This is a genomic window from Burkholderia sp. Bp8992, assembly GCF_003853705.1.
Classification (GTDB): domain Bacteria; phylum Pseudomonadota; class Gammaproteobacteria; order Burkholderiales; family Burkholderiaceae; genus Burkholderia.
In genome coordinates this window covers 77,119-100,685 of record NZ_QTQI01000009.1, presented here as the reverse complement: position 1 = coordinate 100,685, position 23,567 = coordinate 77,119, and the positions used below count along the sequence as shown (strand labels likewise).

The window sequence follows — 23,567 nt, the reverse complement described above, 5'->3', positions numbered from 1 at the left end:
CGGGAGGGTTCAGGAAAGTCGGGATGCGCGCCGTTCGCGTTCGGCGCGTGCGAGATCGGCCGCGTAACTTGCGCGTCCGATCGCGAACAGCACGGCGGCCGCGAGCGGCACGACGGGAATCCATTGCAGTGCGCCGACGAGGCCGGCGCGATCGGCGACCCACCCCGTCAGCAGCGGGCCCGGCGCCATGCCGAGCAGGTTGTTCGCGAGCGTGAGCGTCGCGAACGCCGACGCGTGGATCGCGGCCGGCGTCAGGTTCGCGACCATCGCGCCCGATGCGCCGGACGCGCCCGCGCCGACCAGCATGCCCGCGCAGATCAGCGCGAGCTGCAGCGGCCCCGGCGGCAGCCGGAACGCGAGTGCGAGGCAAACGCCGGTGAGCACGCAGTAGGCGATCGCGGTCAGCCATTTGCGCGAGCCGTCGGCACGCCCGACGCGGTCGGTGACGATGCCGCAGCCGACCATCCCGACGCCCGCGATCAGCACGAAGCCGGCCGCGAGCACGGCCGCGCGGTCGGGCGCCATCGCGTAGTAGCGGTTCAGGTAGCTCGGCAGCCACGCGAACAGCGCGCCCGGCACGAACAGGTGCAATCCGCTGCCGAGATACGCACAGATCACCGAGCGCGACGCGAACAGCCCCGACATCAGCGCGCGCACGCTGCCGCGCAGGCCGCGCGGCGCGTCGGCATCGCGCCGGCACGGTTCGATACGGCATGCGGCGAGCCGCCGCTCGGTCACGACGCAGCGATACGCGACGAGCAGCACGATGCCGAGCGCGGCCATCACGCCGAACGACCAGCGCCAGCCGAGATGCGCGCCGACCAGCCCGCCGAGCGCCATCCCGAACACCGAGCCGAACGCGCCGCCGGCCATGAACGCGCCCGTCAGCGTCGCACGCAGCCGGGCCGGAAAGATGCTGAGGATCAGCGCGACGCCGACGCTGCCGTACGCGGCTTCGCCGAGCCCGACGAGGCCGCGCGCGACGAGCATTTCCGCGTAATTGGTCGACAGCGCGCAGCCGAGCGTCGCGACGCTCCACAGCGCGGCCATCAGCACGATGCTGCGCACGCGCCCGAAGCGGTCGGCGAGCACCGACAGCGGAAACGTCAGCAGGCCGACCAGCAGCGCGACGACGCCGGAGAGCGAGCCGAGCTGCGTGTCCGACAGCGCCCACGCGTGCTTGAGCAGCGGAAACACCGCATTGAGCACCTGCCGCGACATGTAGTCCGACAGCAGCAGCCCGACGGTCAGCCCGAACACGAGCCACGCATACGCAGGCGCGCGCCGCTCGGTGGCCGTCAGGTCCTGCAGCGACGGCTCGACGTGATGAATCAACATGCGTGTCTCCTCCGGCACCGGGCGGCCATGCGCCGGCGCGGCTTGCGCGGCCCCGCTCCGTCCGGCGGAGCTTGCCTCGCGCGCCGCGCGAGGATGGGTGCCGCACCACATCGATCGGCGGGCGGCGCTCGCGGGCCGCCCGGCTGCGCGGCGCGTCAGGCCGCGCGCAGCGGCACGCTCAGCTGGCCCGGCCGGCGGTTCGGTGCCATCCCGAGCTGCGCGAGCGTTTCGTCGACGCCGTCGTACTGCACGCCGATCCGGTAGATCGCCTTCGCTTCCTTGCCGGTCGCGATGTCGCGGCCGAGTTCGCGCGCGATCCGCACGCACTGCTCGACCTGCTGCACCGACGTCATCCGGTTGCCCTTCTGGTCGATGAGCGTGTCCTCGATCCCGCAGCGCGGATGCAGGCCCAGCGCCATCGCGACGGTGTTGATCGGCAGCACGTTCTTCATCAGCGATTCGAGCGTGATGCACGCGCCGTCCGGGCAGCGCCGGACGAATTCCATGAAGTTGTACGGATTCGGGCCGTCGAAGCCGCCGCCGATGCCGACCCACGTGACGTTCAGCGGGCCGCGATAGACGCCGCGCCGGATGATCCGCTCGAGCGTTTCGAGTGCATGCATGCCGGTGAGCTGGAAATGCGGCTGGATGCCGGCCGCCTGCAGGCGGCGCAAGTGCTCGTCGACCCAGCCGGGGCCGGCCGGCACCGTCATCTCGCGGTACGCGTCCCACAGCGCGGCTTCGTTCAGCGACGTGCCGGCGATGTCGTTGCGGTTCATCAGCTCGGTGATGTTCATCTGCACGGTGTTGATCGCGACCGTCACCTGGTCGGGCTTCGGCGTCAATTCCGCGAGCATGTGGCGCGTGTCGTCGGACAGCCATTTCGCTTCGGCGCCGTCGCCTTCCGGCGCGAACGAGATCGAGCCGCCGACCTGCAGGATCATGTCGGGTACCGCTTCGCGCAGCCGGCCGAGCAGCTCGTTGAATTTCGACAGCCGCTTGCTGCCCTTGCCGTCGAGCTCGCGCACATGCAGGTGCAGCACGGTCGCGCCTGCGTTGTAGCAGTCGACGGCCTTCTGCACGTGCTCGTCCATCGTCACCGGAATGTCTTCCGGAAAATCGGCCGGCATCCATTCGGGGCCGTACGGCGCGACCGTGATGACCACCTTGTCCTGGTTTTCCGGGTGCAGCGAATCGTCGAGAAATTGCATGTCGTCCTCCAGTGGAAATCGTTGTGTTGCGGGCGTACGGGCGTGCGTATCCCGCCGTGCCGGGCGGCGGGCCCGGCGCGTCGTGTGCAGCGTTGCGGATCGGTTAAGGGGCGCTCGCGCTCAGAACGGCACGTCGCCGACGATGCCCGCGCGTTCCATCCTGCGCACGCACGGCGGGTAGTCCATCACCGCGTAATGCTGCGTGCTGCGGTTGTCCCAGATCGCGACGCTGTTCTTCTTCCAGCGCCAGCGCACCTGGTATTCGGGGATAAATGCCTGGCTGATCAGGTAGTGCAGCAACTGGCCGGCGCCAGGATTCGCGTCCTGGCCGACGCGCACGCGGCCGGGCGTGTGGAAGTTCGTGAAATGCGTCGCGAACGCGTTCACGTACAGCACCTTCTCGCCGGTTTCGGGATGCGTGCGCACGACCGGATGCTCGGCGTCCGGGTACTGCGCCTTCAGTGCGAGCCGCTTGTCGATCGGCATCGCCGCGCCGAAGCTCGCCTCGATGCTGTGGCGCGCGCGCAAGTCGGCGATCTGCTGCTTCACGTGATCCGGCAGGTTCTCGTACGCGAGCACCATGTTCGCCCACATCGTGTCGCCGCCAACCTGCGGACCCTCGATGCAGCGCAGCACGCAGCCGAACGGCGGCGCCACGCGCCAGCTCGCATCGCTGTGCCACGCATTCTCGTAGCGGTCGTTCGGCTGGTCGGGCGACTTGTAGATCCGCACGAGCCCCGGGTGCTCGGGATCGCTGCCGGCGACCGGATGATCCTCGAGCTCGCCGAAGCGCCGCGCGAACGCGACATGCTCGGCGCGCGTGATGTCCTGGTCACGCAGGAACAGCACGCGATGCCGCAGCAGCTGCGCGCGGATCTCGGCGAACAGGCCGTCGTCGTGCACGGCGTCGGCGAGGCTCACATCCAGCAGTTCCGCGCCGATCGCGCAGGTCAGGGGTTCGACTCGCATGCGCGTCTCCTCAGACGATGAACACCGACGAACCGGTCGTCTTGCGCGATTCGAGATCACGGTGTGCCTGCGCGGCGTCCTGCAGCGCATAGCGCTGGTTGATCTCGATCCTGATGCGGCCGGCCGCGACGTGCGCGAACAGTTCGCCGGCCAGGTCGTTCTTCTCGGCCGGATCGGCGATGTAGTCGGCCAGCGCCGGGCGCGTCAGGTACAGCGAGCCCTTCATCGCGAGGCGCTGCGGATCGAACGGCGGGATCGGTCCCGACGCGGTGCCGACGCAGACCATCAGCCCGCGCCGCTTCAGCGAATCGAGCGAGCCTTCGAAGGTGTCCTTGCCGACGCTGTCGAACACGACGTCGACGCCCGCGCCGTCCGTCAGTTCGCGCACGCGCTTCGCGACATCCTCGCGGCTGTAGTCGATCGTATGGTCGCAGCCGTGTGCGCGGGCGATCGCGGCCTTGTGCTCGCTCGACACGGTGCCGATCACCGTGAGCCCGAGCAGCTTCGCCCATTGCGACACGATCAGCCCGACGCCGCCGGCGGCCGCATGCAGCAGGATCGCGTCGCCCGGCGCGAACGCATGGATGCGGCGCAGCAGGTAGGCCGACGTGAGCCCGCGCATCGTCATCGCGGCGGCCGTTTCGCACGAGATGCCGGCCGGCAGCCGGACGAGCGGCGCGGCCGGGATCAGCCGTTCGGTGCTGTACGCGCCGAGCGTGTTCAGGAAGCCGGTGTAGGTCACGCGATCGCCGACGGCGACGTTCGTCACGCCCGGGCCGACGGCCTCGACCACGCCGGCCGCCTCGACGCCGATGCCGGCCGGCAGCGGCACCGGATACAGGCCGCTGCGGAAGTACGTGTCGGCGAAATTCAGGCCGACGGCCTCGTGCCGCAGCCGCACCTGGCCGGCGCCGGGATCGCCGACGTCGACTGTCTCCCAGCGCAGCACGTCGGGGCCGCCGGTTTCGTGGAATCGCACTGCATGTGCCATCGTGTTCTCCGTAGGGTCTCAGTCCGATGCGCGTCGCGCATCGTCAGGTTCATTCATGCCCGGCGGCGTCGCAGTAGCGCGGTCCGCCAGCGGTTCGTCCAGTTCGTTCCAGTCGGCGTCGCCCAGGTAGCGCCGCGCGGCCGGGAAAATCACGCCTTCGATCCGCCCCATCTGCTCGAACGCGCCGTGCGCATAGCGGGCCAGCGCCGTGTCGAACGCGGCCGACGGCAGCCCGTCTGCGGCGATCCGGGCGAGCGCGCCGAGCGCTTGCGCGTCGCGCTGCCGCTGGCGGTCGAGTTCGTCCAGTTCGGCCGCGACGCACTCCGCGCGGACCCGCAATGCCGCGAAGAGCCGCGCTTCGGTGGCCGTGCCGAAACGCGCGTGCTGCAGCGCGGCGAGCGAGGCCAGTGCACGCCTGGCGTCGATCGCCAGCCGCAGCGGTTCGTTCGCGTCTGTACCGCACGCCATCAGCGCCTGCAGCAGCACGCCGACCATGCGATGCACATCGAGACAACGCGCCATCACGCGCGCTTCGGCGGGCGTCCGGTGCGACGAGCACACCAGTACCGGCACGGCGCTCGTCGCGAGCAGGTGCTGCCGCAGCGCGCGTTTCGCCGCATCGGCATCCGGCGGGAGCGCCGCGACGCCGATCAGGTCGCAGCCGAGCTCGCCGGCCAGCGCGCCGGGCGAGGCGTCATCGCTTGTCGGATGGCCGGCCCCCGGATGGCCGGCCCCCGCGATCGCATGAGACAGGCCCTGCGCCCGGGCGGCGGCTTCCACTTTCGCACCGTGTTCCGGCAGCCGCGCTCCGGATAAACACGAGTCCGGCGCAGTGCCGGACAGCACGAACGTGACCCGCGCGCCGACCGCTCGCGCCAGTTCGAGCGCATGGCCGATCGCGTCGATGCCGCCGGGCACGCCGTCGACCATCACGAGCAGATGGCGGTACATCGCGCCGCTCCGCTTATCCGGCGCTCGGCGCGCTGCGCCGCGTGCCGGTCGATACGATCATCATGGGTGCCCTCCTCGCGGCGTTCGTCATGCATCGGAACCCATGCTATCGACGCGGCGCCGGTGCGGCCCCACTCGTCGCGGGGGGGATTGACGGGCGAACGCGGTTCGGCCGATCCTTCCCCCCACGCCCACCCCGGACGCTGGCCCGCACGGCATCGCCGGACTCCGACTGCTGCCCCGATGGCCCACCCACCCGATCGCGCCGACGCGCCCCCCACCGAACTGGTCTTGAAGACGACCGCGCCGCGCGTGCCGGCGCAGTTGCTCGCCCGCGCGCGGCTGAGTCTCGCCGCACCGGCGTTCGACGGCCGGCCGGTTACGCTGGTGCAGGCGCCGGCCGGTTACGGCAAGACGTCGCTGCTCGCGCAATGGCGCCGCGAGGCCCTCGCGCTCGGCCGCGCGGTCGTGTGGCTGTCGGCCGACGAGCGCGACGATGCACAGCGGCTGCTGCAGGGGCTCGTGCAGGCGGTGCGCACCGGTTGCGCGCGGCCCGGCTTCGGGCGGCTGGTTCCGGGCGGTGCGGCGCGCGCGCTGGACGGCCTGACCGCGTGGCTCGCCGAAGTCGCGCAATTGTCGATCGACGCGCTGCTGATCGTCGACGATGCCGAGCGGCTGCCGGCCACCGGCCTGGACGCGCTGACCTACGTGCTGCACAACGCGCCGCAGAACCTGCATGTCGTCGTCGCCGCACGACGCGGGCTCGATCACGCGGCCGGCGATCTGCTGGCCGGCGGGCAATGCACGCTCGCGGGCGCCGACTGGCTGCGCTTCACGCTCGACGAGACGATCGCGCTGGTCGGCGCGCGCTTCGCGCAACGGGTGGACGCCGACGCGTGCGCGCGTCTGTTCGAACGCGTCGACGGCTGGCCGCTCGGGCTGCAGCTCGCGATGGCCGCGATGGCGCGCTCGGCCGATCCGCGCCAGGCCGTCGATGCGCTCGCCGCACGCATGGACGGTACGCGCGACCGGCTCGTCGAACTGCTGCTCGCGAACCAGTCGGCGGACGACACCGCGTTCCTGACGCGCACGAGCGTCGCCGATCGCCTGCATCCGTCGCTGTGCGCCGCGCTGCTCGACGATGCGCAGGCGCCCGACCGACTCGCACGCCTCGCGCGCGACACGCCGCTGTTCATCGCATCGGACGAGTCGGACTGGTGCCGGCTGCATCCGCTCGTGCGCGACACGCTGCGCGACCGCCTCGCCACGCGGGCCGACGCCGAGCGCAGCACGCTGCACGCACGCGCGGCGGCATGGCACGATGCACACGGGATGACCGAGGAAGCCGCGCGCCACGCGTACGCGGCCGGCCAGTTCGAGACGGCGTATGCGCTTGCGCAGCGCTGCCTCGAGGATGCGATCAAGCAGGGCCGCATCAACGACGTGCTCGACTGGCTCGCGCTGCTGCCCGACGCGGAGCTCGACAAGCGCCCGACGCTGCGGATCGCGGTCGCATGGGCGCTGGCGCTCGGCGAGCGTCATGTCGAGGCGCAGCGCCAGATCGCGGGCATCCTCGCGGATAGCCGCACGCCGGCCGCGATGCGCTACGAATGCGCGCTGATCCTCAGCGCGGCTGCGTACTACGCCGACGAGATCGACCGTTTCGTCGAGCTGTTCGAGCCGTGGGCCGACTTCGCGCCGCCGGCGGCGACGTGGCTCGCGCAGATGCACGCGAACCGGCTGTCGGCGCGCGCGATCATCGTCGGCGAACCGGCGCAGGCGCGCCGCTTCCAGCAGGCCGCGCCGCGCGGCGAAACGGCGGCCGGGTTCGGCTATGTCGCGCGCTGGGGCGAGCTGATCACGGGCCTGAGCTATCTGCGCGAAGGCCAGATCCGGCTCGCGGACGACGTACTGTCGCCGGCGCTGGCGCGCGCGGAGGCCGACCTCGGGCGCCGCCATCCGCTGACCTGCATGCTCGCGGCGATGTGCGCGGCCATCGCGTACGAGGCCGACCGCGTCGACCAGGCCGCCGCGCTGCTGGCAAACCGGCTCGACGTGCTCGAGCATGCGGGCACGCCCGACACCGTGCTGCTCGGCTATCTCACGGCCGCACGCATCGCGTTGCTGCGCGGTGTCGAACATCGCGCGATCGACCTGCTCGAAGCGCTCGACGCGATGGGTGTCGCGCGCCGGCTGCCGCGCCTGTCGGTCGCGAGCCTGGCCGAACAGGTGCGCATTCACGCGGCGCGCTATCGCGAGGCGACCTGCCATGCGCTCGTCGAGCGGATCGACGCGATCGCCGCGACGGAATTTCCGTCTCACGGGCCGTTGTGGCGGCGCCCCGTCGTGCTGCTGCAGGCGACCGCGCACGCGGGTGCGGCGCTGGCCGCGCGACGCTGGGACGATGCGAGCGCGGCGCTCGACGAAGCAGCCGTGCTCGCGCGTGAAATGAGCATGGGGCGCGAGCGCATCGAGATCATGGCGCTCAGCGCGTTCGCGCTCGAACAGTCGGGACGCGGCGGCCGCGCGCTGCTCGACGAGGCGATGAATCTCGCCGACATGTTCGGGCTGACGCGCACGCTTGCCGACGCGCATCCGGCCGTCGCCGACTGGGCGCGTCGCGTCGGCGACGAAGCGGCTGCCGGCGACGGCCCCGCACGGCACGCGCTGCCGCAGCCGCGCATCGTGCCGCCCGCGCCGCGCGGTGCGGCGAGCCCGCGCGCGGTGCCGAGCGTCGTGCTGACGCCGAAGGAGCGCGCGATCCTCGAACTGCTCGCACGCAACCTGTCGAACAAGGAGATCGCGGTTGCCCTCGCCGTCGGCGAGGAAACCGTGAAATGGCACTTGAAGAACCTGTTCGGCAAGCTCGACGCGAGCTCGCGCAAGCATGCCGTGCGCCGCGCGCTGGTGCTGGGGCTGCTCGAAAGCGCACCCTGACACCCGTCCGGGCCGGCTGTCCGTGGCGGCCCGGCTGTCCGTCCCCCCCTTCCGATTCTCCGTAACCCTGCCCCCCGCGCATGGGGGGGAGCGGCCGTGCGCCGTTGCGTAATCTTTGCGCACGGCCCGCACCGGCGTCGCCTGTCGCGCCGGCCGGCCCGCCCCGATGCTTCCCCGCTTCGCCCGGACGGGCTCGATCCCGTCCGGTTCAATACGACCCTGGAGACTTCATGAAGACGAAACTGGCCGCGCTCGCGGCGCTTGCCGGCTGTTCTGCATTCGCGCACGCGCAATCCTCCGTCATGCTTTACGGCGTGATCGACTCGGGCCTGCTGTACCAGAGCACGTCGGCCGCGTCGTTCAGCCCGAGCGCGCCGAATACCGGCAAGGTGTTCCGCATGAAGGACGGCGGCATCTATTCGAGCTTCTGGGGCATCAAGGGCAGCGAGGACATCGGCGGCGGCTACAAGATCAACTTCAAGCTGCAGGGTTCGTTCGACAGCGGCACCGGCAGGATGCAGCTGAGCGACACGCCGGGCGCCGTCGCGATCTTCAACCAGGTTGCGTCGCTCGGCGTGTCGGGCCCGTTCGGCACGTTCACCGCCGGCCGCCAGATCGTGCCGATGATCTACGCGATGGCCGACACCGACGTGCGCAACGCGCAGTTCTTCGGCAGCGTGCTGATCGCGTGGCTCGGCCTGAACACGGCGGCCGGCTGGTCGGGGACGAGCACCAACGCTGCGATCGGCGCGCTGTACGACAGCAATGCGCTCGTCTACCAGTCGCCGACGTTCGCAGGCGCGTCGATCGCGCTCGAATACGCGCCCGGTGGCGTGGCCGGGCAGCTCCAGGGCGGCACGCGCGAATCCGTCGTGCTCAGGTATGCGAACTACGGGCTGAACGCATCGGCCGTCTACTACAACGGCCACGACACGAGCCCGGCGCCGGGCGTCGCGCCGACCGGCGTCGACAACAACCGCTTCGTCTACGTCGGCGCGAAATACACGATCCGCGACTTTTCGGTGTCGGCGTCGTACGGCAACGGCAGGAATCCGTCGCATGCGGACAAGGTGAACCTCGACATGCTGTCGGCGGGCGTCGGCTATCGGTTCACGCCCGCGTTGCAGGTGACGTCGGCCGTGTACTACCTGAAGGACCGCAACCGCTCGGAGAACCGTTCGACGGCCGTCGTGCTCACGGCCGACTACAGCCTGTCGAAGCGGTCGATGGTCTATGCGCAGGTCGGCCGCGTGAACAACCGCGGCACGATGGACCAGATGCTCGTGTACGGGCAGCCGGTCGCGCCCGGCGTCGGCACGACGGCCGCGATGATCGGGCTGCGGCACAACTTCTGAAGGGTTCGCGCGGGGTGGCGGCGCCCGACGCCTGCATCGATTCCGGGGATCGGCTACAGTGGGCGTTTTCGGCGCGCTCCGGCCCGCCGCCGCGCCGTGGATCGCGCGCGAGCGCGGCGGCTCGGACGGAGCGCGGATCCTCCACTTCGACGAGCGAACTTTCATGCCCGACCTGTCCGCCTTCCCGATCACGCACAAGTGGCCGGCCCAGCATCCCGACCGTCTCCAGCTCTACTCGCTGCCGACGCCGAACGGCGTCAAGGTGTCGATCATGCTCGAGGAAACCGGCCTGCCGTACGAGCCGCACCTCGTGCGTTTCGACACGAACGACCAGCTGTCGCCCGAATTCCTGTCGCTGAACCCGAACAACAAGATCCCGGCGATCATCGACCCGAACGGCCCCGACGGCAAGCCGCTGCCGCTGTTCGAATCGGGCGCGATCCTGATCTATCTCGCGGACAAGACCGGCCAGCTGATCCCGAAGGATCTTGCGGGCCGCTACGAGACGATCCAGTGGGTGATGTTCCAGATGGGCGGCATCGGGCCGATGTTCGGCCAGGTCGGGTTCTTCCACAAGTTCGCGGGCCGCGACTTCGAGGACAAGCGTCCGCGCGACCGCTACGTCGACGAGTCGAAGCGCCTGCTCGGCGTGCTCGACGCGCGTCTCGCGAACCGCCAGTGGGTGATGGGCGATACCTACACGATCGCCGACATCGCGATCTTCCCGTGGGTGCGCAACTTGGTCGGCTTCTACGAAGCGGGCGACCTGGTCGGTTTCAGCGAATTCCGGCACGTCAAGCGGGTGCTCGACGCGTTTGTTGCGCGTCCGGCCGTCGCGCGCGGGCTCAACATTCCGGCACGGGGCTGACGCGCGCGGCCGTACGGGGCCGCCGTGTGCGGCCCGCTGTCCGCTCAGGCCCGCCGCATTGCGCGGCGGGTATTTTTTTGTTCATCGCAAATTTCCGGGGAGGAATGTCGGTGTTCGGCCATCAACGGTCGGTCGACGTCAGCGTATTGATGGATGACAATTGGCGTGCATGCCTTGGTAACGACCCTCAGGGAGACGTATGAGGTACTTACAGGGCGAACGCTGGCCGATGCCGAGCCGGAGTGGTACCGACCGGGCCGAAAAGAGGCGTTTCAGAGTGGCATCGAAACGGCGAAATTTAGGAGCTCGAGAAAATCATGGACCACCCTCTGTACAAACTACTCAAAAAATTAGACGAAAAGAGACTGTACTACTCCCTTTCGCGACACCGTAGCGACACGATACTGGTGTCGGTGACGCTTGTCGGAATGCGCGTTGAGGTCGACGTTTTTGACGACGGGCGAATGGATGTTTCCTGCTTTCGCGGCGATGAAAGTGTCGAAGGGTTTGAAGATCTAGCCTACGCGCTGATTGCAGAATACGGAGACTAATGCTGTTCGCGATGTTGTTGCCGACATCGAGCAGCAGCGTTGTTTCGAAACTGTCAACAATGCGAGTGTGACTTATGCAGCGAATGTCAACTTTCCGCAGGTGGTAGCGGCCGTTCAGGGTCGGCAAGCGACGTCCACGAAAATTCACGAAGAATTTTTCTGCCCGCCGCGCACGCTTCCATCACGCATTCTTCAACGCGACGTCCCTTCCTCCCCTTCCGGCGCCCCACCTTCCAGCCCCGCCAGCAACTTCCCCAGCAGTTCCGACAACTGCACCTGTTCTGCCGCCGACAACACAGCCAGCAACGCGCGCTGATTGTTGATATGCGCGACAACTGCTTCGTCGATCAGCGCTCGCCCTGCATCCGTCAGCGCGACGAGCGTGCCGCGTCCGTCGGCCGGGTTCGGCCGGCGCTCGACCCAGCCGGCCTTCTGCAGTCGGTCGATGCGCGCGGTCATCCCGCCCGACGACATCATCAACGCGTCGTACAGCGCGGTCGGCGTCAGCGCGAACGGCGCCCCGCTGCGCCTCAGCGTCGCGAGCACATCGAATTCGCCCGGCTGCATCCCGTAGCGCGCAAACAGCGGATTGAGACGGTCGCGAGCGATCACGAGCGCGGCTTCCTGCAGCCGCCCCATCACCACCATCGACGTTGCGTCGAGATCCGGACGTTCCGCGCGCCATTGCGCGAGCGCGTGCGCGGCTCGATCCATTAACCCTCCTCGGCTCACCAGTTATCTTGACGTCGAGATAAATCAGCATTTATCTTGATGTCGAGATACTTTACCTGAAAACGTGCGGCGCCCCGTCGGCGACCGCGCATCGATATCGAGGGCCTTGCATGAATCGCTTCACTTCCCCCGGATGGCGGCTTGCCGCCATCGTGCTCGTCGGGCTGAACCTGCGGCCCGCGCTCGCCGCGGTCGGCCCGCTGCTCGACATGATCCAGCGCACGACCGGCATCGGCGACGGTGCGGCCAGCCTGCTGACGACGATCCCGATCCTGCTGATGGGGCTCGGCGCGCTGAGCGCACGGCGCCTGCAGCGCGTGACCGGCATCGCGGGCGGCGTCTGGCTCGGTGTCGCGCTGATCGGGCTGGCCTGCGTGTCACGCATCGGCGCGCAGCACGCGTGGCTGCTGCTCGCGAGCGCCTGCTGCGCGGGCGTCGGGATCGCGATGGTGCAGGCGCTGCTGCCCGGCTTCGTGAAGGCGCATTTCGCGACGCGCATCGGCGGCGCGATGGGCGTCTATTCGACGTCGATCATGGGTGGCGCGGTGCTCGCGAGCGTCGTCGCGCCGTTCGCGGCAGCACGCTGGGGCTGGCTCGCCGCGCTCGCGGGCTGGGCGGTGCCGGCGGCGGTTGCCGCGCTGGCCTGGCCGCTGGCCAGCCGCGGCGGCGACGGGTTCGCGGCCGGGCCGGCCTCGACGTCGCAGGCGCGGCCGTCGCGTTCGCCGCGCGCGTGGCGGCTCGCGCTGTTCTTCGGCATCGCGACGGGCGCCTACACGCTCGTGCTCGCGTGGCTGCCGCCGTACTACATGCGGCTCGGCTGGTCGCCGACGGCGGCCGGCAGCCTGCTCGGCGGCGTGACGCTCGCGGAAGTCGTCGCGGGGCTGACGATCTCGGCGACGATCGACCGCCTGCCCGATCGCCGGCCCGCGCTGCATGCGGCGATCGCGTCGCTGTTCGTCGGATTGCTGGTGATGCTGGCTGCGCCCGACGCGCTCGCGCTGCCGGCTGCACTGCTGCTCGGCGCGGGGATCGGTGCGCTGTTTCCGCTGTCGCTGATCGTTACCGTCGATCATGCGGCGACGCCGGCCGATGCCGCATCGCTGACGGGGTTCGTGCAGGGTATCGGTTATCTGATCGCCGGGTTGTTCCCGTTCGCGGCAGGCATCGTGCGCCAGCATCTCGCCGATTTGACGCCCGCGTGGATCGCGATGGCGTGCCTGTGTGTCGTGCTGTTCGCGCTGGCGGCCGGGTTTGCGCCGCGGCTGGCGCGGCAGGTGGCGCGCGCCTAGGGCTCCCGCGTCAGCCGCCCGCGTCCCGTTCCGCGGCGAACCGCCGGTAAGCCCGCTCCGACGGACAGCGCCGCAAGTCGCACGCATCCTCGTCGCACTGCCGGCACACGCGGATCGCATTGTGCATGTCGTCGGCCAAGGTGCCGACCAGTTGCTCGCAGATCGGCATCAGTTGCGCGCATTGCTCGGGCGTCAGCGTGCGCGTGACATCCGCGATCGCCGATCCGCGTGCGGCCAGGATCTGCTGTACCGCAGCGTGCCCGGCCTCGGTCAGCGTCAGCACGACCGTCCGCTTGTCCTCGCCGGGCTCGCGCTCGACGAGCCCCTCCTGCGCCATCCGCTCGGCGAGCCGCACGGCCGACGAATGCACGAGCATCAATTGCCGCGCCAGCGAGTCGATCGTCAGCGCATGGGCCTGCGACAACAGCACGAGCGCATCCGCGCTCGACCCGTGCAGCCCGGTTTCGCGGGCGATCGCGTCCTCTACCCGGTCGTTCAGCGCAAGCGCGAGCGCGCCCAGCAGATTGTTCAGCCGTTGCCTTTTCACGGATGTGCTCCTAGTATATGTGTGCGTCACGCATATAATTTAAATCATCGTTTCGACGATGTCAGCCGCACGTCCGCATTCTACGTGCCGATGCGATCTGCCCCGTGGAGTCCATGCATGAACGACAGCGCGCGCAAGACCGGATGCCTGATCATGGCGACGCTGTGCTGGGGCGTCGCGATTCCGTTCAGCAAGATGGCGCTGCCTGCACTGTCGCCCGCGTGGCTGATCGTGCTGCAGGTCGCCGCCAGCGTCGCGGTGCTCGCGTGTCTCGCCGCGGCACAACGTGTCAGCCTGGCCGGCCTTGGCTTTGCTCCGGCGCAGGTTGCCATCGTCGCGCTAATCGGCATGCTCGAACCGTGCGGGGCGTACTACCTCGGGTTCGTCGGCATGCAATCGACGTCCGCGCTGCATACGGCAGTGATCTTTGCGCTCGAGCCGCTCGGTATCCTCGCATTCAACATCGTGCTGTTCCGGTTCCGGATCGACCGGCGGTTGCTGGTCGCCGGTGTCGTCGCGTTGATGGGCGTGGTCGTCATCACGCTCGGCGATGCATCGGCGGACGGCCGTGCATCGCTGCGCGGCGACGCGTTCGTATTCGCCGGCGTGATGGTGGCCGCGCTGTACGTGTCGCTGTCGACGCAGGCCGTGACGATCCCTTCCGCGACGGCGATGCTGCTGATCCAGCAGGTTGGTTCGTTGGTGCTCGCGCTCGTACTGCTGGGCGTCGACGCGGACGGCAGCCATGGGCTGCACCGCCTGCCGCCATGGTCGGCCGTGTGGCCCGCGCTCGCGATCGGCGTGCTGCAGTTCACGCTCGCGTTCCTGTTCTATTTTCACGGCGCACGCGACAACCCGTCGTACTGGAGCGTGGTCGTGCTCAACCTGATTCCCGTCGTCGGTATCGCCGCTTCGATCCTGATCCTCGGCGAATCGGCATCGCCGGTCTATTTCGTCGGCGGCGCGATCACGATCGGCGCGGCGCTCTACACACACTTGCGCGAACGGCACGCCGCGCCCGGGCCAGCGCGCGCGTGATCAGCCGGCGCTCGCGTACAGCGTCGAATCCGCGAACCCTTCGGCGTCGAGCACGCGTCCGATCAGGATCAGCGCGGTGCGCTCGATCTGCGTGCCCTGCACCTTGCCGGCGATGTCCGCGAGCGTACCCGTCACGCGCTCCTCGTCCGGCCAGCTTGCGCGATAGATCACCGCGACCGGGCAGTCCGCGCCGTAATGCGGCAGCACCTCGTCGACGATGCGCGCGAGATGGCGCACGCCGAGATGGATCGCGAGCGTCGCGCGGTGCGCGGCGAGCGAGCCGAGTGTTTCGCCTTCCGGCATCGTCGTCTTGCCCGCGAAGCGCGTGAGGATCACCGTCTGCGCGACGCCGGGCAGCGTCAGCTCGACGCCGAGCGTCGCCGCGCACGCAGCCGTGGCTGTCACGCCCGGCACGATTTCGTAGGGAATCCCGAGTGCCTTCAGCCGGCGGATCTGCTCGCCGATCGCACCGTACAGCGACGGGTCGCCCGAATGCACGCGTGCGACGTCCTGCCCTTTCGCATGCGCGGCCGCGAGCAGCGCGACGATCGCGTCGAGGTCGAGCTCGGCCGTATTGACGACCTGCTCCGCGCGATGACCGTCGAGCACGGCCGGCGGCACCAGCGAGCCCGCATACAGGATCACCGGGCACGTGCGCACGAGGCGCTGGCCCTTCACCGTGATCAGCTCCGGGTCGCCGGGGCCCGCGCCGATGAAATACACCGTCATCGAAAATTCTCCGTCAATTCGTTGGACGATCCGCCGCGCCGCGTCATGCGCGCGCGGCCGGATCGAGTGCGTCGAGCAGTGCCGCGACCGAGTCGAATGCGCGGTCGGCATCGGGCAGCGGCGGCCGCCGCAGCATCACGACCGGCAGCCTGCGTTCGCGTGCGACATCGAGCTTGGCCTCGGTGGCCGCACCGCCGCTGTCCTTGCTGACGACGACGTCGATGCCCGTCAGCGCGAACAGCGCACGCTCGCTGTCGAGCGTGAACGGCCCGCGCGTGGCGATGATCTGCGCCTGCGCGTTGCCGGGGTGCGCGTCGAGGCAGCGCACGAGCCAGAACTGGTGCGGCGGGATCGTGTCGAGGTGCGCGAGCGGTGCGCGGCCGAGCGTGAACAGCGGCCGCCTGAACGGCGCCAGCGCGGCTTCGATGCCGGCCCAGTCGTCGACCATCCGCCAGTCGTCGCCCGGTTGCGGCGTCCAGGGCGCGCGGCGCAGCGCCCAGAGCGGCACGCCCGCATCGCGGGTCGCGGCAGCGGCGTTCGCGCTGATTTGCGCGGCATACGGATGCGTTGCGTTGATCACGAGGCCGATGCCGGCATCGCGCAGATAGGCGACCAGCCCGGCGGCGCCGCCGAAGCCGCCGACGCGTACGTCGCAGCGCAGGTCGTCGGGCACCTTGCCGAGTCCGGCCAGGCTGTACACGTGATGCGGGCCGAGCGCGCGTGCAATCTTCAGCGCATCGCCGGTGCCGCCGAGCAGCAGGATGCGCGCGCTCATCGCGCTTCCCCGACGAAGCGGCCCTGGCGGTCGATCGCGAACATTTCGACGGCGACCGACGGCGGCACGATGTCGCGTGCGACGCGCAGCGCCTGCGCGCAGACGAGATCGCCGAGCGGCACGCCGTCGGCCCGTGCAAGCTTCAGCGCTTCCTGGCTCGTGTTCGCGGCGCGCATCGCGGCCTGCAGCGCATCGCTCGCGCCGGCTTCGGCCGCCCATTGCGCGAGCAGCGGCAGGTCGATGCTCGAATGGCGGCTGTGCAGGTCGAGGTGGCCGGCCGCGAGCTTGCTGAGCTTGCCGAAGCCGCCGCACATCGACAGCCGCGCGACCGGTGCGCGCCGCAGGTGCTTGAGTACCGCGCCCGCGAAATCGCCCATCTCGATCAGCGCCATGTCTGGCAGGTGGTAGTGCGCGCGCATCGCGTCTTCACTCGCGTTGCCCGTGCACGCGGCGATATGCGCGATGCCGTTTGCGCGGGCGACATCGATACCCTGGTGGATCGACGCGATATAGGCCGAACACGAGAACGGCCGCACGATGCCGGTCGTGCCGAGGATCGACAGCCCGCCGACGATCCCCAGGCGCGGGTTCATCGTCTTCAGCGCGAGCGCCTCGCCGCCTTCGACGCCGATCGTCACGTCGAAGCCGCCTGCGTAGCCTTGTTCGGCCGCCAGCGCTTCCAGGTGCGTCGTCATCATCTGGCGCGGCACCGGATTGATCGCCGGTTCGCCGACCGGCAGCGTCAGCCCCGCGCGCGTGACCGTGCCGACGCCGGGCCCCGCGTGAAAACGCACGCCCGGCGCGGCCGCGAGCGCGACGCGCGCGAAGATCAGCGCACCGTGCGTGACGTCCGGATCGTCGCCGGCGTCCTTGATCGTGCCGGCTTCGGCGCCGTCGGCCGTGGTCCGGCAGAACGCGAGCCGCATCATCACGCGCTGCCCTTTCGGCAGCACGATCTCGACCGCGTCGTCCGCGTGGCCCGCGAGCAGCAGCCGGGCCGCCGCGAGCGACGTCGCGGTCGCGCAGCTGCCGGTCGTATAGCCGAACCGTAGCGGCGCGGGCTGTTCGGGGGTTTCGTCGCGCATCACGCGTCCGTGGCGTTTGCCGGGCTCGCCGGGCTCAGTGACCCGGCCGCGTCGATCGCATCGGCCAGCTCGGCCGCGTCGGGCTTGCGCACGTCGTACAGTGTGACGGGCAGCGGCTGGCGCCACGTGTCGAAGCGGCCGAGCGGTTCGGCATGCGCGAGCGACACGCGCGTGAGCGTGCCGCCGTGCGCGTCGCGCCACGCGGCGAGCGCCAGCTCGCCCTGCAGCGTGACCGCGTTCGCGACCAGCCGGCCGCCGGGTTTCAGCGACGCCCAGCACGTGTCGAGCACGCCGGGCGCCGTTGCTCCGCCGCCGATGAAGATCGCGTCGGGCGTGGCAAGCCCGGCAAGCGCATCGGGCGCACGACCCGCGACGAGCTGCAGGCCCGGCACGCCGAGCGTGTCGCGGTTGTGCTCGATGAAGCGCTGCCGTTCCGCATGCGCTTCGATCGCGATCGCCTGGCAGGACGGATGCGCGCGCATCCATTCGATGCCGATCGAGCCGCTGCCCGCGCCGACGTCCCACAGCAGCTCGCCGGGCGCGGGCGCGAGGCGGCCGAGCGTCATCGCGCGCAGGTCGCGCTTGGTGAGCTGGCCGTCGTGACGATAGGCGTCGTCCGGCAGACCGGGCGTAAGCGCGCGGCGCGGCGCGTCGGGGCCGGCCTGGCAGTCGAGCGCGATCAGGTTGAGCGCGGCCGTTTCGGCGACGGTCCAGTCCTGCGCGAGGCCGTCGAGACGCCGCTCGAGCGGGCCGCCCAGATGTTCGAACACGCTGATGCGCGTCGGCCCGAAACCGCGCGCGGCGAGTTCAGCCGCGACGGCGGCCGGCGTGCGGCCGTCGGCGCTCAGCACGAACAGGCGCCGGCCCGGCAGCAGATGCCGCGCGAGCGTCGCGAGCGGACGGCCGACGAGCGAGACCGCGCCGACGTCCTGCAGCGCCCAGCCGAGGCGCGCGGCCGCGAGCGACAGCGACGACGGTGCGGGCAGCGCGCGCCATTCGTCGGGGGAAAGCTGGCGCGCGAGCGTCGCGCCGACGCCGAACAGCATCGGGTCGCCGCTCGCGAGCACGCACACGGGCGACGGGCGCCGTGCGAGCACGCCCGCCAGGTTGAACGGCGACGGCCACGCTTCGCGCGCGGCCGGCAGCCGCGCGGGCAGCATGTCGAGATGCCGCTTCGCGCCGACCACGAGCGTCGCGTCGAGCAGCGCGCGCCGTGCGCTGCGGCCGAGCCCCGCGTAACCGTCGTCGCCGATGCCCACTACCGTCAGCCACGCCGTCATGCACTCTTCCCCATCGTTCGATTCCATCGTGTCGCCGCCCGGCCGCGAAAGCGCCGGCGCCGCCGTCCGCATTGCAAAGAACGGCATGGTACCGTGTTCCCTCCCGCGTTTCATCTGCCGGCCCGCCGGCGCACGGCCGCTGCCCGTTTCGCCCGCCGCAAACGGCCATCCGGTCGCGAATCGCGGTCGAAATCGGGTATCCTACGGCCGTTCGTTCGCCGGTGCCCTTCGGGGCCGAAGAGGGAACACAGGGCGCGCCGCGCGCCGCTGTGGCTGCCCCCGCAACTGTAGACAGCGAGCCGATCTCCCCCTCATGCCACTGGTTTCACCGGGAAGGCCGGGAGCCGGCGCCGACCTGTCAGCCAGGAGACCTGCCGGCCAGAAAGTGCGTGCGTGCCAGTCGGCGTCGGGCGGGGTGTACCGATGCGTTGGCCGCGGCGCGACACTGTCCCGGTATCCCGTTGAGTTCCGCCCCCGATTCGATTCCTGCGTCGCCCGTCGTGCGCCCGTCGGCTTGCCCGGGGCTCGTGCGCGTGGTCGCGGCCGCCGACGGCGGGCTGTGCCGGATCAAGCTGCCGGGCGGCCGGCTCGATGCGCGCCAGGCGCGCGCGATTGCCGATGCAGCACGCCAATACGGCTCCGGCGCGATCGACGCGACCAATCGCGCGAATCTCCAGTTGCGCGGCATTCGCGACGGCGCCGCCGATGCGCTGACGCGCGCCCTGCTCGACGCGGGGCTCGGCCCGCGCGTCGATGCGACGGCAGACTCGAGCGCCGATACGGCCGCGCTCGCCGCGAGCGACGACGTCCGCAACCTCCTGCTCAGCCCGCTCGCCGGGCACGATCCCGCCGCACTCGTCGACAGCCGCGCGTTCGCCATTCCGCTGCTCGACATGCTGGCCGGCGAGCCGCGCCGCGGCGAGCTGTCGCCGAAATTCTCGATCCTGCTCGATGGCGGCGAATCGGTCGCGGCGCTCGATCATCCGCACGACATCTGGCTCGCCGCGTGGCGCCGCGCGGACGGCGCGGTACGCATGGCGGCCGGGCTGGCCGGTTGCCCGCCCGTCGCGGAGGGCGACCGGCCCGCGTCGGTCGATGTGTCGCCCGATCAGGCCGTCGCGCTGGTCCGCGCGCTGCTGCTCGCGTTCCTCGATCTCGCGCCGGCCGATGTCACGCGGATGCGCGCCGTGCTCGCGACAGCCGGCGAACGTGCGTTGTTAGACCGCGCGCAGCACGACCTGCCCTTCCCGCTCACGGCCGATCCCGCGCTCGCCGGCTGGCGGCGCACGAGTGCCGACCCGAAGCTGCGTTTCGGCGTACGCCCGTCGCTTGATCCGGCCCGCTGCAACGTCGGCGCGCAATGCATACTCGGGCGGCTCGACGCGACGCAGCTGGAACAGCTTGCCGCGCTGGCCGAAGCCGGCGGCGACGGCACGCTGTCGATGACGCCGTGGCAAGGCGTGTTTCTCCATGGCGTGCCGAACGAACGCGCAGCGGCCACGCTCGACGCGCTCGCGTCGATCGGCCTCGTGTGCCGGCCGACGGACCCGCTCGCGACGCTCGTCGCCTGCACCGGCAGCGCAGGCTGCGCGAAAGCGCGCGCCGACACGAAACGCGACGCGCTCGCACTCGCCGCGCGCATCGGCCAGCCGGTCGACGTGCACCTGACCGGGTGCGAACGCCACTGCGCGCTGCCGCATCCCGCGACGCACACGCTCGTTGCAGTAGCGCCCGCGCATTACGACCTTTACCGGCGCGACGCGGCCGAGGGCCTCGGCGCCCCGCTCGCGCGCCATCTGACGATTGACCAGGCCGCGGCCCGTTTGACGGGCGCGCGGCACAGCCAGGACACCACCGATGCTTGACTACATTCGCGACGGGCAGGAAATCTACCGCCAGTCGTTCGCGACGATCCGCGCCGAGGCCGACCTGTCGCAGGTTCCGCCCGACCTCGAGAAACTCGCGGTGCGCGTGATCCATGCGTGCGGGATGGTCGATGTCGTCTACGACCTGCGCTTCTCGGCCGGCGCGGGCACGGCGGGCCGTACGGCGCTCGCGGCCGGCGCGCCGATCCTGTGCGATGCGCGGATGGTCGCCGAAGGCATCACGCGCGCACGGCTGCCTGCGGCCAACCGCGTGATCTGCACGCTCGGCGAGCCCGAGGTGCCCGATCTCGCGCGCCATCTCGGCAACACGCGCTCGGCCGCCGCGCTCGAGCTGTGGCGCCCCCATCTCGCGGGCAGCGTCGTCGTGATCGGCAATGCGCCGACCGCGCTGTTCCACCTGCTCGACATGATCGATGCCGGCGCGCCGCACCCCGCGCTGATCCTCGGTTTTCCGGTGGGCTTCATCGGTGCGGCCGAATCGAAGGCGATGCTCGATGCCGACAGCCGCGGCGTGCCGTACGTCGCGCTGCTCGGCCGGCGCGGCGGCAGCGCGATGGCCGCCGCCGCGGTCAATGCACTCGCGACGGAGGTCGAATGACGACCGCGCGCGGACGGCTGTTCGGGGTCGGCGTCGGCCCCGGCGATCCTGAACTGATGACGATCAAGGCGTTGCGCGTGCTGCAGGCGGCGCCGGTGGTCGCGTATTTCGTCGCGAAGGGCAAGAAAGGCAATGCGTACGGCATCGTCGAAGCGCACCTGCTCGACGGGCAGACACAACTGCCGCTCGTCTATCCGGTGACGACCGAGGCGCTGCCGCCGCCGCTCTGCTACGAGACGGTGATCGCCGACTTCTACGATACGGCCGCCGAAATCGTCGCGGCGCATCTCGATGCAGGCCGCGACGTCGCGGTGATCTGCGAAGGCGACCCGTTCTTCTACGGCTCGTACATGTACCTGCACGACCGCCTCGCGCCGCGCTACGACACCGAGGTGATCCCGGGCGTGTGCGCGATGCTCGGCGGCACGGCCGTGCTCGGCCAGCCGCTCGTCTATCGCAACCAGAGCCTGTCGGTGCTGTCCGGCGTGCTGCCCGAACCCGAGCTGCGCGAGCGGCTCGCACGGGCCGACGCGGCCGTCGTGATGAAGCTCGGCCGCAATTTCGACAAGGTGCGGCGCGTGCTCGACGAACTCGGGCTCGCGAAACGCGCGCTGTACGTCGAGCGCGCGACGATGGCGAACCAGCGCATCGTGCCGCTCGACGAAGTCGACCCGATGGCATCGCCGTATTTCTCGCTGCTCGTCGTGCCGGGGGAAAAATGGCAAGGATGACGACCCCGCCCGCGATCGTGATTCTCGGCGCGGGCGCGCTGGACACCGCGCGCCGCATCCAGGCACGCTATCCGGGCGCAAGCGTGCACGGCCTCGCGTCGCGCGTCGATGCCGACGTGCCGTTCGACGAACTCGGCGCACACCTGCGCGAACTCTATGCGCGCGGCTTGCCGATCGTCGCGCTGTGCGCGGCCGGCATCGTGATCCGCTGCCTCGCGCCCGCGCTCGCCGACAAGGGCGTCGAACCGCCCGTGCTCGCGGTTGCGGAGGATGGCTCGGCCGTCGTGCCGCTGCTCGGCGGGCTGACGGGCGTCAACGTGATCGCGCGCGAAATCGCCGAATGCGTCGGCGTCGCGCCGGCCATCACGACCAGCGGTGAATTGCGCTTCGGCGCCTGCGTGCTCAATCCGCCCGCAGGCTATGCGCTGGCCGATCTCGCGCAGGGCAAGCGCTTCGTGTCCGACCTGCTTGCCGGTGCATCGACGCGCGTCGACGGCGCAGCGGCGTGGCTCGACGAGGTCGCGCTGCCGCGCGACGATGCGGCCGCGCATGCGATCCGCGTGACGCCCGACGCATGGCGCGGCACACGCGACGAACTCGTGATCCATCCGCGCAGCGTGGTCGTTGGCGTCGCCGCCGATGCCGTGCACGCCGGCGAAGCGCTCGCCGTGCGCATCGACGCCATGCTCGCCGGGCAAGGTCTCGCGCGGCTCGCACTCGCCGCCCTCGTCGCGCCGGCATCGGCGATCGGCGAATCCGCGCTGGAGGAAGCCGCGCGAGCACTCGACGTGCCGCTGCGTTTCGTCGATGCTGACAGCGACGCGCCTGCCGATGCGGCCACGCTGCTCGGCCGCACGTTGCGTGTCGCGCATACGCTGCGTCCGGCATCGAACGGCCTTGCGTGCGCGGTGGCGTCGCATCCTGTCGATCCCGCCACGCTCGGCCGCGCGCGCGGGCGCCTGACCGTGCTCGGCCTCGGCCCGGGCGGTGCCGCATGGCTCACGCCGGCCGCCCGCGCCGCGCTCGCGCAAGCGACCGACATCCTCGGCTACACGACCTACGTGAACATGGCCGGCCCGTTCCGCAGCGACCAGCGCGTGCACGGCACCGACAATCGCGAGGAAATGCAGCGCGCACGCCATGCGTTCGAACTCGCGGCCGAAGGCCGGCGCGTCGCGGTCGTGTCGTCCGGCGACCCCGGCGTGTTCGCGATGGCCGCAGCCGTGCTCGAAGCGCTCGACGAAGCGCGCGACCCGCAATGGGCCGCAGTCGACCTGCGCGTGGAGCCCGGTATCTCGGCGTCGCTTGCGACGGCCGCGCAAGCCGGCGCGCCGCTCGGTCACGATTTCTGCGCGATTTCGCTGTCGGACAACCTGAAGCCGTGGGACGTGATCGAGACGCGCCTGCGGCATGCGGCGCAAGCCGATCTCGTGATGGCGTTCTACAACCCGATCTCGCGTGCGCGACCGTGGCAGCTCGACCGTGCGCTCGACGTCGTGCGCGCGCATCGCGCGGCCGAGACGGTGGTCGTGCTCGGTCGTGACATCGGCCGGCCGGGCGCAACGCTGACGACAACGACGCTCGGCGCACTGCGCAGCGACCAGGTCGACATGCGGACGATGGTGATCGTCGGGTCGTCGACGACGCGGCGCTTCGCGATCGGCAACGCGCGCGAATGGGTCTACACGCCGCGCTGGTATCGCTGA

General features: G+C 70.5%; 21 protein-coding genes and 1 riboswitch. Of the genes, 10 read left to right on the top strand and 11 right to left on the bottom strand.

The genetic code is table 11. The annotated features are described in order from the left end of the window. Nucleotides 1–9: 9 nt before the first annotated feature. The 5 genes from DIE03_RS15500 to DIE03_RS15480 all read right to left on the bottom strand — a co-directional run bounded on the left by DIE03_RS15500 (nt 10) and on the right by DIE03_RS15480 (nt 5,460). Nucleotides 10–1,338, bottom strand: coding sequence for an MFS transporter (locus tag DIE03_RS15500; protein ID WP_124451747.1), 1,329 nt, complete (start codon nt 1,336–1,338; stop codon nt 10–12). Between the two features lie 155 nt (nt 1,339–1,493). Further along, the gene (locus tag DIE03_RS15495) at nt 1,494–2,549 is read right to left on the bottom strand and encodes a 3-keto-5-aminohexanoate cleavage protein (RefSeq protein ID WP_124451745.1); all 1,056 of its coding nucleotides are present in this window, start codon (nt 2,547–2,549) and stop codon (nt 1,494–1,496) included. 120 nt (nt 2,550–2,669) lie between these two features. Further along, entirely contained in the window at nt 2,670–3,518 is an 849-nt protein-coding gene (locus DIE03_RS15490; RefSeq protein WP_124451743.1) for a TauD/TfdA family dioxygenase, read from the bottom strand. A gap of 10 nt (nt 3,519–3,528) precedes the next feature. Continuing rightward, nucleotides 3,529–4,509, bottom strand: coding sequence for a quinone oxidoreductase (locus DIE03_RS15485; RefSeq protein ID WP_124451741.1), 981 nt, complete (start codon nt 4,507–4,509; stop codon nt 3,529–3,531). Between the two features lie 18 nt (nt 4,510–4,527). Continuing rightward, nucleotides 4,528–5,460 (bottom strand): universal stress protein, encoded by a 933-nt coding sequence (locus tag DIE03_RS15480; protein ID WP_124451739.1) that lies wholly within the window; start codon nt 5,458–5,460, stop codon nt 4,528–4,530. Nucleotides 5,461–5,703: 243 nt separating this feature from the next. On the opposite strand from DIE03_RS15480, the gene DIE03_RS15475 reads away from it, so the two are divergent. From DIE03_RS15475 to DIE03_RS15460, 4 genes are all read left to right on the top strand, one after another. Next, nucleotides 5,704–8,397 (top strand): LuxR C-terminal-related transcriptional regulator, encoded by a 2,694-nt coding sequence (locus DIE03_RS15475; RefSeq protein ID WP_124451737.1) that lies wholly within the window; start codon nt 5,704–5,706, stop codon nt 8,395–8,397. 230 nt (nt 8,398–8,627) lie between these two features. Next, the gene (locus DIE03_RS15470; RefSeq protein ID WP_124451735.1) at nt 8,628–9,752 is read left to right on the top strand and encodes a porin; all 1,125 of its coding nucleotides are present in this window, start codon (nt 8,628–8,630) and stop codon (nt 9,750–9,752) included. 163 nt (nt 9,753–9,915) lie between these two features. Beyond that, nucleotides 9,916–10,620 carry a glutathione binding-like protein gene (locus DIE03_RS15465; protein WP_124451733.1) on the top strand — a complete coding sequence of 235 codons (705 nt, stop codon included), beginning with the start codon at nt 9,916–9,918 and terminating at the stop codon, nt 10,618–10,620. A 317-nt stretch (nt 10,621–10,937) separates the two neighbouring features. Then, nucleotides 10,938–11,171 carry a hypothetical protein gene (locus tag DIE03_RS15460; protein ID WP_124451731.1) on the top strand — a complete coding sequence of 78 codons (234 nt, stop codon included), beginning with the start codon at nt 10,938–10,940 and terminating at the stop codon, nt 11,169–11,171. A gap of 192 nt (nt 11,172–11,363) precedes the next feature. Here the strand turns inward: DIE03_RS15460 and DIE03_RS15455 are convergent, their stop codons facing one another. Further along, nucleotides 11,364–11,885, bottom strand: coding sequence for a MarR family winged helix-turn-helix transcriptional regulator (locus DIE03_RS15455; protein WP_124451726.1), 522 nt, complete (start codon nt 11,883–11,885; stop codon nt 11,364–11,366). A 128-nt stretch (nt 11,886–12,013) separates the two neighbouring features. On the opposite strand from DIE03_RS15455, the gene DIE03_RS15450 reads away from it, so the two are divergent. Then, complete coding sequence (locus tag DIE03_RS15450; RefSeq protein WP_124451724.1) at nt 12,014–13,192, top strand: MFS transporter; 1,179 nt, start codon at nt 12,014–12,016, stop codon at nt 13,190–13,192. 10 nt (nt 13,193–13,202) lie between these two features. On the opposite strand, the gene DIE03_RS15445 is transcribed toward DIE03_RS15450, so the two are convergent. Next, the gene (locus DIE03_RS15445) at nt 13,203–13,739 is read right to left on the bottom strand and encodes a MarR family winged helix-turn-helix transcriptional regulator (protein ID WP_185658164.1); all 537 of its coding nucleotides are present in this window, start codon (nt 13,737–13,739) and stop codon (nt 13,203–13,205) included. 117 nt (nt 13,740–13,856) lie between these two features. On the opposite strand from DIE03_RS15445, the gene DIE03_RS15440 reads away from it, so the two are divergent. After that, nucleotides 13,857–14,777, top strand: coding sequence for a DMT family transporter (locus tag DIE03_RS15440; RefSeq protein ID WP_185658163.1), 921 nt, complete (start codon nt 13,857–13,859; stop codon nt 14,775–14,777). Here the strand turns inward: DIE03_RS15440 and cobM are convergent, their stop codons facing one another. Genes cobM through cbiE form a run of 4 tightly spaced genes read right to left on the bottom strand, consistent with a single transcriptional unit; the run spans nt 14,778 to nt 18,646 of the window. Further along, nucleotides 14,778–15,506 (bottom strand): precorrin-4 C(11)-methyltransferase, encoded by a 729-nt coding sequence (gene cobM / locus DIE03_RS15435; RefSeq protein WP_124451718.1) that lies wholly within the window; start codon nt 15,504–15,506, stop codon nt 14,778–14,780. A gap of 43 nt (nt 15,507–15,549) precedes the next feature. After that, nucleotides 15,550–16,281 carry a cobalt-precorrin-6A reductase gene (locus DIE03_RS15430; RefSeq protein WP_124451716.1) on the bottom strand — a complete coding sequence of 244 codons (732 nt, stop codon included), beginning with the start codon at nt 16,279–16,281 and terminating at the stop codon, nt 15,550–15,552. Then, complete coding sequence (locus DIE03_RS15425; protein WP_124451714.1) at nt 16,278–17,366, bottom strand: cobalt-precorrin-5B (C(1))-methyltransferase; 1,089 nt, start codon at nt 17,364–17,366, stop codon at nt 16,278–16,280. Before DIE03_RS15425 ends, DIE03_RS15430 begins: the two co-directional genes overlap by 4 nt. Then, nucleotides 17,366–18,646, bottom strand: a complete 1,281-nt coding sequence (cbiE, locus tag DIE03_RS15420; protein WP_124452006.1) for a precorrin-6y C5,15-methyltransferase (decarboxylating) subunit CbiE — start codon at nt 18,644–18,646, stop codon at nt 17,366–17,368. Before cbiE ends, DIE03_RS15425 begins: the two co-directional genes overlap by 1 nt. 202 nt (nt 18,647–18,848) lie before the next feature. Next, a riboswitch (cobalamin riboswitch) is annotated at nt 18,849–19,040 on the top strand. A gap of 106 nt (nt 19,041–19,146) precedes the next feature. Between cbiE and cobG the strand changes: the two genes are divergently transcribed. Genes cobG through cobJ form a run of 4 tightly spaced genes read left to right on the top strand, consistent with a single transcriptional unit; the run spans nt 19,147 to nt 23,567 of the window. Beyond that, nucleotides 19,147–20,511: a precorrin-3B synthase gene (cobG, locus tag DIE03_RS15415; RefSeq protein WP_311767304.1), complete on the top strand. Its 1,365-nt coding sequence runs from the start codon at nt 19,147–19,149 to the stop codon at nt 20,509–20,511. Then, complete coding sequence (locus DIE03_RS15410; protein WP_124451710.1) at nt 20,504–21,130, top strand: precorrin-8X methylmutase; 627 nt, start codon at nt 20,504–20,506, stop codon at nt 21,128–21,130. The genes cobG and DIE03_RS15410 overlap by 8 nt, the downstream gene beginning before the upstream one ends. Continuing rightward, complete coding sequence (locus DIE03_RS15405) at nt 21,127–21,861, top strand: precorrin-2 C(20)-methyltransferase (RefSeq protein WP_124451708.1); 735 nt, start codon at nt 21,127–21,129, stop codon at nt 21,859–21,861. The genes DIE03_RS15410 and DIE03_RS15405 overlap by 4 nt, the downstream gene beginning before the upstream one ends. Next, complete coding sequence (cobJ, locus tag DIE03_RS15400; protein ID WP_124451706.1) at nt 21,858–23,567, top strand: precorrin-3B C(17)-methyltransferase; 1,710 nt, start codon at nt 21,858–21,860, stop codon at nt 23,565–23,567. Before DIE03_RS15405 ends, cobJ begins: the two co-directional genes overlap by 4 nt.

Bases quoted from the DNA above. Each gene is read 5' to 3' on its own strand.
- DIE03_RS15500 (WP_124451747.1), bottom strand. From the start codon at position 1,338: ATGTTGATTCATCACGTCGAGCCGTCGCTGCAGGACCTGACGGCCACC.
- DIE03_RS15495 (WP_124451745.1), bottom strand. From the start codon at position 2,549: ATGCAATTTCTCGACGATTCGCTGCACCCGGAAAACCAGGACAAGGTG.
- DIE03_RS15490 (WP_124451743.1), bottom strand. From the start codon at position 3,518: ATGCGAGTCGAACCCCTGACCTGCGCGATCGGCGCGGAACTGCTGGAT.
- DIE03_RS15485 (WP_124451741.1), bottom strand. From the start codon at position 4,509: ATGGCACATGCAGTGCGATTCCACGAAACCGGCGGCCCCGACGTGCTG.
- DIE03_RS15480 (WP_124451739.1), bottom strand. From the start codon at position 5,460: ATGTACCGCCATCTGCTCGTGATGGTCGACGGCGTGCCCGGCGGCATC.
- DIE03_RS15475 (WP_124451737.1), top strand. From the start codon at position 5,704: ATGGCCCACCCACCCGATCGCGCCGACGCGCCCCCCACCGAACTGGTC.
- DIE03_RS15470 (WP_124451735.1), top strand. From the start codon at position 8,628: ATGAAGACGAAACTGGCCGCGCTCGCGGCGCTTGCCGGCTGTTCTGCA.
- DIE03_RS15465 (WP_124451733.1), top strand. From the start codon at position 9,916: ATGCCCGACCTGTCCGCCTTCCCGATCACGCACAAGTGGCCGGCCCAG.
- DIE03_RS15460 (WP_124451731.1), top strand. From the start codon at position 10,938: ATGGACCACCCTCTGTACAAACTACTCAAAAAATTAGACGAAAAGAGA.
- DIE03_RS15455 (WP_124451726.1), bottom strand. From the start codon at position 11,885: ATGGATCGAGCCGCGCACGCGCTCGCGCAATGGCGCGCGGAACGTCCG.
- DIE03_RS15450 (WP_124451724.1), top strand. From the start codon at position 12,014: ATGAATCGCTTCACTTCCCCCGGATGGCGGCTTGCCGCCATCGTGCTC.
- DIE03_RS15440 (WP_185658163.1), top strand. From the start codon at position 13,857: ATGAACGACAGCGCGCGCAAGACCGGATGCCTGATCATGGCGACGCTG.
- cobM (WP_124451718.1), bottom strand. From the start codon at position 15,506: ATGACGGTGTATTTCATCGGCGCGGGCCCCGGCGACCCGGAGCTGATC.
- DIE03_RS15430 (WP_124451716.1), bottom strand. From the start codon at position 16,281: ATGAGCGCGCGCATCCTGCTGCTCGGCGGCACCGGCGATGCGCTGAAG.
- DIE03_RS15425 (WP_124451714.1), bottom strand. From the start codon at position 17,366: ATGCGCGACGAAACCCCCGAACAGCCCGCGCCGCTACGGTTCGGCTAT.
- cbiE (WP_124452006.1), bottom strand. From the start codon at position 18,646: ATGACGGCGTGGCTGACGGTAGTGGGCATCGGCGACGACGGTTACGCG.
- DIE03_RS15410 (WP_124451710.1), top strand. From the start codon at position 20,504: ATGCTTGACTACATTCGCGACGGGCAGGAAATCTACCGCCAGTCGTTC.
- DIE03_RS15405 (WP_124451708.1), top strand. From the start codon at position 21,127: ATGACGACCGCGCGCGGACGGCTGTTCGGGGTCGGCGTCGGCCCCGGC.
- cobJ (WP_124451706.1), top strand. From the start codon at position 21,858: ATGACGACCCCGCCCGCGATCGTGATTCTCGGCGCGGGCGCGCTGGAC.